Below are 7250 nucleotides of genomic sequence, written 5' to 3'. Positions count from 1 at the left end.
CGCCGACAGCACGCCGTCCGCCACGTTGTGGACCGCCACCGGCGTACCGGCATTGCCCAGCGTGACGCCTGCCTTGGTCGCATCGTCGTACGTCACCGCCAGCGACGTCAGGTTGCCCTGGCCGTCGTCGCCCACCAGACCCGATTGCTTCAGCTGGCCGAGGTTCAGCGCGTCGCTGTCGCCCGTTGCGTCCGCCACGTTCGTCACCTTCACCGGACCGTTGCCATCGCCCAGCGTCACCGAACCGTAGTTCGGCGAACCGTCCGGGTTGCGGTCGTACGTCACGGCAGCGATTGCCTTGCCGTCGCCGCCGATCAGGCCCGAGTCCTTCAGTTGGCTCACGTTCACCGCGTCCAGATCGGCCACGCCTGCCTTCACGTTCGACAGCGTCGTGCCGTTCGCGCCGGCCAGCGTCGCCTTGTCCTTCGATGCGTCGTCGTACGTCACCGCCAGCGACGTCAGGTTGCCCTGGCCGTCGTCGCCCACCAGACCCGATTGCTTCAGTTGGCCGAGGTTCAGCGCGTCGCTGTCGCCCGTTGCGTCCGCTACGTTCGTCACCTTCACCGGACCATTGCCGTCGCCCAGCGTCACCGAGCCGTAGTTCGGCGAACCGTCCGTATTGCGGTCGTACGTCACCGCGGCAATCGCCTTGCCGTCGCCGCCGATCAGGCCCGAGTCCTTCAGCTGGCCCACGTTCACCGCGTCGGTCGTCTGCGTGCCGGCGGCCACGTTGGTGATCTGGCGCTGCAGCGTCGAGGAGCCGACCGACACGCTGTTATCGCGATCGGTGGAGGCGTCGGCACCGAGTGCGACACTGCCGTCGTTTTGCACGTTCGCACCCGCGCCGAGCGCGAGCGATTTGGCATTTCCTGCCCTAGCCCCGTAACCCAGCGCGGTCGCGCTGTCAGCGGTCGAGCTGGCGAGATATCCGACTGCGGTCGCGCCGTTGACGTTTGCGGTTGTACCACCGCCGATTGCAACTGCGCGACTCACTGCGTTCGCATTGCCGCCCACCGCAAGACTGTTACCGATTGCGCTGGCGTTCTGCCCGATTGCAACTGCTCGATGCGCCGCACCGGTGGCATCTGCGGTGGCGTTGCCGCCGATCGCGATTGCGCCGCTTGCTATCGCCGTGGCATCAGCTGTAACGCCGTTCACCTTGACGTACGGATTGGCTGTCGTGCCCGCAAGCGCGGCATTCAACTGAGCGAGGTTCACGGCATCGGTCGCTGCCGTACCGGCGGCCACATTGGTGATCTGGCGTTGCAGCGTCGAGCTGCCGACCGATACGGCATTTGCACGATCCGCCAGCGATCCATAGCCGAGCGCGACCGAGTTCTGTTCCGTTGCCTTCGCGTCGCCGCCCAGCGTCACTGCATTCGCCCCGCTTGACGTGGAGCGCAGGCCCAATGCAATGGCTTCGGTAGCCGACGCGGTCGAGTTGGAGCCGATCGCAACCGCACCGGCGCCGTTCGCGTTCGAGTTCCATCCCATCGCAATGGCCGGGGAGTTCTGCGGATCCGCGTACGAAGTGGCTCCGCTGCCGATTGCGATGTTCGACGTATTCCCGGAAGTGGCCGCGGCAGTCGTTCCGCCGACCTTGATGACGGTGTTGTCGAGCTTGGGTGCAAGCGCGGTGTTCATCTGGCCGAGGTTCACGGCGTCGGTCGCGGCCGTGCCGGCTGCGACGTTGACGACCTGGCGCTGCGCCGTCGCAGTACCGACCGAAACGGAATTTGCACGATCGGCGGTCGAGAACGTGCCCAGCGCAACCGAATTATTGGCGGTCGCAGCGGCCCCGCGGCCCAACGCCGTCGTATTCGTTCCTGATGCATTGGCGCCCACGCCGACGGCCGTAGACTCCAAACCCGTCGCTCTCGACATGGTACCGATAGCCACCCCGTTCTGCCCGGTCGCGACCGTGTTGCCGCCAAGCGCCACAGCCGACTGCCCGGTAGCATTCGCATTGGCGCCGACCGCAGTCGCGCTGCTTCCCGCTTGCGCCGGCGTCGCGGCGGCGTAAGTACCCGTATTGGTCACCACATACCGGTTATCGGTTGCCGCGATCGCCGCATTCAACTGCGAGACGTTGACGGCATCCGTGCCCGCAACGCCCGCCGCCAGATTATTGATGCGGTGGTTCGTCAGGTTGACGTTGTTGTCGAAATCCACCGGACCCTGGATGTGCACGCCCGAGCCGCCGAGCAACATCAGATGGCCGTCCTTGCTGCCGCCGATGCCGACTTCGGTCGCTGCGGACGGCTGGCCCATGCCGCTGCCGGTCGACGTGGTGTTGTTATAGAGCTGGAACGCCATCGGGTGATTCAGGCTCAAGCGGCTCGGATTCGCGGTACACGCCGCGGTCAGTGACGTACCGGTAAGGGCTCCCGATCCGAAGGTCACCCCGTTCGCACCGCCCGTCGGGCCGCACAAATTCAACCCGCCCGCGCCGTTCGCCGCCGCCTGCGCCTGCGCATCGAACGACACCGCCGCACCACCGACGCCCGCCATCATCGCGACCGCCGTCGCGATCGCCGACTTCGCGTTCGAATTCGATTTCGAGCGCGAGCGCGCCGTTTCCGCCGCAGCGGTCCAGGTACCCGTCGTCGCGTTCCAGACGGTCCGATAAGTCTTGTTCATTGATTGCCTCTATACGAGATACGAGAGATTGAGACGAGGATCCAGTTACACGAGGCAATATATTTTTTAAGCGCGCTTTCGATAATCAGACACTTGGCGGCGGCCAAACTATCTTTATAGGACCGGTCCGAATATGAACATGCCTGACAATTCTGCGAGGAAAGCGCAACACGCCATCACCGTCGCGTTTGACATGCACACGCATCGGATCGTATAAACGCAGCTCGCAGGCGACCTCACAAATAGGACTAGTCCTACCGGCATCCGCCCATTGTTTCGGACTGCCCTACATACCGACGATCCTGCCATCTTGATAATTGGCTCGTTCCCCGAGCCGGCAGCGCAATCGCCTGCCTCCCACACGGCTTACGGATATCGCTACGCGTCGCGCTTCGCACATGGCCCTTGCCGATCGACCCGCGCGCGTCACCCGATTTGTGCATTGATTTCCCGGTATTCGTCCCATGCCCATCCGCAAACTGTTCGCGTCCCAGGCGGACGCCAGCGCGCCGTTCGCGTCGAGCGAAGGCGACGCGCGCGACCTGAGCCTGCTGAACCGCTATCAGCGCTTCACGCTGTACGGCGGCGCCACGGTGCTGTCGTGCGTGATCCTGTTCGCGACGAGCATCCTGCTCGCCGGTTCGGTGCGCGACTACATCTCGAAACGGCGTGAACTGTTCGAGACGCACAAGGCGCTCGTGCAGCTCGAAGTCGAGGCGAAGCAGGCATCGATGCGACGCGCGGTCATCAACGCGGAGCTGCTGTGGAACAGCCATCCGCAGCATTCGCGCAACGCGGCGGACGCGCTCGTGCGCGACGGGCATGTCGTGCTTTCGCCGCTGCGCAACGTGAGCGAGATCTTCGTGGCGGTCACGCCGGAAGCCGTCACGACCAACGACGAAATCGACGAGTACGTGCAGTTGATGGAACGGCTGACGATCTCCGTGGCCGCCGCGGAGCGGCAAACCGGACGCCCGATGTCGGGCTACGCGTACAGCCCCGATCGCAACGTGATCGCGATCACGCCGCCGCCGTCGACGCCCTATTCGCACGTACTGGCGCACATTGGCGTGGCCGATACGCGCAAGCTGATCGACCGGCTCGCCTTCGACGTCGCCGACTGGTCGAACCCCGCCACCGCGCGCTACTGGCGCGACACGCGCCGCATCGCGTGGCAGGCACCCGCGATCGATCCGCTCACGGGCAAGACCGTGTTCCGCCTGGTCGAGCCGGCGTTCGACGGCCAGCGACACTTCATGACCTTCGTCAGCGATCTCGACGTCAGCGTGATCGACAACCGGCTGAAGCAGGCGCCCGAGGACGCCGTCGTGATGCTGGTCGATCACGCCGGCCGCAAGCTGCTGGACGAGGATCGCACCCGCGCATCGATCGACGGCGCCGCGCTGATGCGCCACGCACTTGCCGAGAACGCATGGCGGCACGGCATCGACCGGTTCAAGGAAAACTATCTGCACGGCGTCTTCACGATCAGCGACCGGATCTCCGATTCGGGCTTCGCGATCGTCTACGCGTATTCGTGGCGCACGATCGCGATCGCGATCTGGCCGACGATCGTGCGCGAGTTCGGCGTGGCCGCGCTGATCCTGGCCGTGCTGTGGACGCTGGTCATCTCATTCGACCTGAAAGTGTTCGCGCCGCTGTTCCGCCGCTCGCGCCGCGTGTTCGACAGCGAGCAGATGAGCCGCGCGATCATCGCGACGTCGCCGTTCGGCATCGCGCTCGTGTCGCTCGACACGCGCGACGTGCTGCTGCGCAACCGGATGCTGGAGGCGTACGAGCATGCGGCGGGCGAGCCGCCGCTGCACGAGCGCATGCTCGCGTGCTACCACGCGCGCTCGAACGGCGCGCCGGTGCTGCTCGACGTCGAGCTGCCCGTCACGCTCGACGACGGCCGCGCGCGCGACCTCGTCGTCAACTTCGTGCGCGGGCGCTACCGCGGGAAAAACACGCTGCTGTGCGCGTTCTCCGACATCACGACGCGCGCCGACGCCGAGCGCGCGCTCGATAGCGCGAACCGTGCGAAATCGACCTTCCTCGCGACGATCAGCCACGAGATCCGCACGCCGCTGAACGCGATGCTCGGCAATCTCGAACTGCTCGACAAGGCGCCCGACCCGAGCCGCCAGAAGCCGCGGCTGCACGCGGTCACATCGGCCGCGCGGATGCTGCTCGACATGCTGAACAACGTGCTCGACATGACCAAGATCGAAGCGGACCGGATGACGCTCGAAGCGACGAGCTTCCGCATCGACGAACTCGTGCGCGACGTGGTCGAGCTCTTCGAGCCGGTCGCGGCCGCGAAGGGTGTCGTGCTGTGCGCGGAAGTCGATCCGCGCATCGTCCGGCCGTACGTCGGCGATCCGCTGCGGGTGCGGCAGATCGTCGTCAATCTGGTCAGCAACGCGATCAAGTTCACCGAGCGCGGCTCGATCGCGCTGTCCGTGTTCGTGCCGGGCGCGGACGCGACGCCCGTGATGATTCGCGTCAGCGATTCTGGCATCGGCATGACGGCCGCGCAGGTCGAGCGCGTGTTCGAGCCGTTCGCGCAGGCCGATGCTTCGACCGCGCGCCGCTTCGGCGGCACCGGGATCGGGCTGGCGCTCAGCCACAAGCTCGCGGAATCGATGGGCGGCCGCATCGCCGTCGACAGCGTGCCGAACGTCGGCTCGACCTTCGTCGTCACGCTGCCGCTGCCGTACGACGATCGCCCCGGCACGATGCCCGGCGATGCAACCGACGACGACGCACCGAACGTGCGCGTGCTGTTCGTCGACGACAACCCGGTGAACCGCTCGCTGGTGCACGACCAGCTCGACGTGCTCGGCTATCACGCGGACGTCGCCGCGAACGTGGCGGACGCGCTGGAACTCGTCGCGCGTCACAGCTACGCGCTCGTGATGACGGATCTGAACATGCCCGGTCTCGACGGCTATACGTTTGCACGCGTGCTGCGCGAGCGCGGCCACACGCTGCCGATTCTCGCGGTAACGGCCCATGCGGAACCGGACGAACAGCGGCTGTCGCTGGAGGCCGGCATCGACGAGATCGTCACGAAGCCGACGTCGTTGAAATCGCTCGAGCAGGCGATCACGCGTTATACGGGGTCGCGCCGCAACGCGCGGCCGGCCGCGAGTGCGCTGTCGCAGGCGGACCGGCCGCTGCCGGCCGAACTGCACGCGGTGCTGGCCGACGCGATGCAGCGCGCGAACGCGGCGATCGCGAATGCGCTCGCGCATCGCGACCTGAAGGCGGCGCGCACGGAAATCCACAGCATGCGCGGCGCGTTCGCGATGATCGGGGAAAGCGGAATATCGGATTTCTGCGCGACGCTCGAACGGCTCGCGCTGGCGGGCGACGCCGCCGCGTTCGCGAGGGAGTTCGAACGTTATCGCGAGCTCGCGGGCGATGCGCTTGCGCGGCGCATGGCGGCGGAGACCGCACACGGCGCCGATTCGATTCCGATCGTGGATACGCCGGAGCGTTGACAGTTGGAGACGAAGTGGTGGCGCCCGGCCAACGCGGCTGACACAAGCGCACGCGCCTTGTCCTGATGGCCAACGTGGGTAGAACGCGATTAACCAATGCCCATTCCACCGTCGATTCGTCTACAGTGGATGCACGTTTGCGCGAGGGGATGAATCGGCCTTGCCGATCATTCGTGATGCGAGGGTATGCGGGTTGAAGTCCCCGCGTAAACGAGCGCGGGCCGTGAGTGTAGGAGCACCCACGACCCGCTGACCACAATCAACTCACTCCAGGAGTCAACCATGGCTGACGCGAATCATAACGCACAGGCAGTTTTCAACGATCGCTTCGTCGCTGCTCGATCGTCTTTGCGGCACCGCCGCACCATTCCGCACCTCCGGTTCGCCGACCGGGCACCGCCGGTGCTGTATCTGTGGATGAAGCTGTCCGGCCGATGGATCGAGGCAGCGGGTTTCGAGCCCGGGCAGCGCTTGCGGATCGACGTGACGCACGGTCGGCTGGTGATCACGCCAATGGACGAAACAGACGGCGACCTTGTCGGGCAGGACATTTTCCCCGAAGTCGATCCCGCGACGGGGCAGCGACAGTTTGCGGTGATGACGGGAGACGCACAATGAATCGCAACGACTCGCATCAAGACACTGACAACGTACCGCTCGACCCCGATTTCGACGACGTAGGGTTACTGTCGGCCAAGTCCGCGCTCGCGCTGAAACTCAACGCACTGATCGCGTCGTATGGGTTGAGCGAGGCCGAGGCGGCGGCGCTCGCGGAGATGGCGCGGCCGGTGGTCACGCCGGAGCAGCGCGACAGGCTTCGGAACGTTTCGCTGGAGCTGCTGATGCAGACGCTGGTGTCGTTTGACCAGCATGTGGAAATCGTGGTGCGGCCTGTGGGGCACTCGCGGTCGGCAGGCATCACGGTTTCGGTGTAACGGCCGGAGAAGCTGACAGAAAAGCGTGTGCGGCGGTCGGGTTCGGCCGCCGACTCCGAAGCGGCATCGCCGCCGCGCGCTTTCAAGGATCGGAACACACCGGCGCCGATCCACGTCGATAGCCAACGCTGTGCGCTGACCGCACGAAACCGTGCCGAGCGCGCCGAGA

The 7250-nt window shown here is 65.7% G+C and carries 4 protein-coding genes; 3 read left to right on the top strand and 1 reads right to left on the bottom strand.

The genetic code is table 11. From position 1 onward, the window contains the following. Window positions 1–2640 (bottom strand): ESPR-type extended signal peptide-containing protein (locus tag ACM6JT_RS21095; protein WP_414857200.1); only part of this gene is annotated, 2640 nt, incomplete at its 3' end. 464 nt (window positions 2641–3104) lie between these two features. On the opposite strand from ACM6JT_RS21095, the gene ACM6JT_RS21090 reads away from it, so the two are divergent. The 3 genes from ACM6JT_RS21090 (at window position 3105) to ACM6JT_RS21080 (ending at window position 7081) form a co-directional block, all read left to right on the top strand. Further along, window positions 3105–6146 carry an ATP-binding protein gene (locus tag ACM6JT_RS21090; RefSeq protein WP_414857199.1) on the top strand — a complete coding sequence of 1014 codons (3042 nt, stop codon included), beginning with the start codon at window positions 3105–3107 and terminating at the stop codon, window positions 6144–6146. A gap of 282 nt (window positions 6147–6428) precedes the next feature. After that, window positions 6429–6764, top strand: coding sequence for a SymE family type I addiction module toxin (locus ACM6JT_RS21085; protein WP_414857198.1), 336 nt, complete (start codon window positions 6429–6431; stop codon window positions 6762–6764). Then, window positions 6761–7081 (top strand): XRE family transcriptional regulator, encoded by a 321-nt coding sequence (locus ACM6JT_RS21080; protein WP_105391768.1) that lies wholly within the window; start codon window positions 6761–6763, stop codon window positions 7079–7081. Before ACM6JT_RS21085 ends, ACM6JT_RS21080 begins: the two co-directional genes overlap by 4 nt. Window positions 7082–7250: the final 169 nt, after the last annotated feature.

The organism is Burkholderia sp. IT-111MI5, assembly GCF_949752865.1.
Classification (GTDB): domain Bacteria; phylum Pseudomonadota; class Gammaproteobacteria; order Burkholderiales; family Burkholderiaceae; genus Burkholderia; species Burkholderia pyrrocinia_C.
This window is presented reverse-complemented; position numbering and strand designations above follow the sequence as displayed.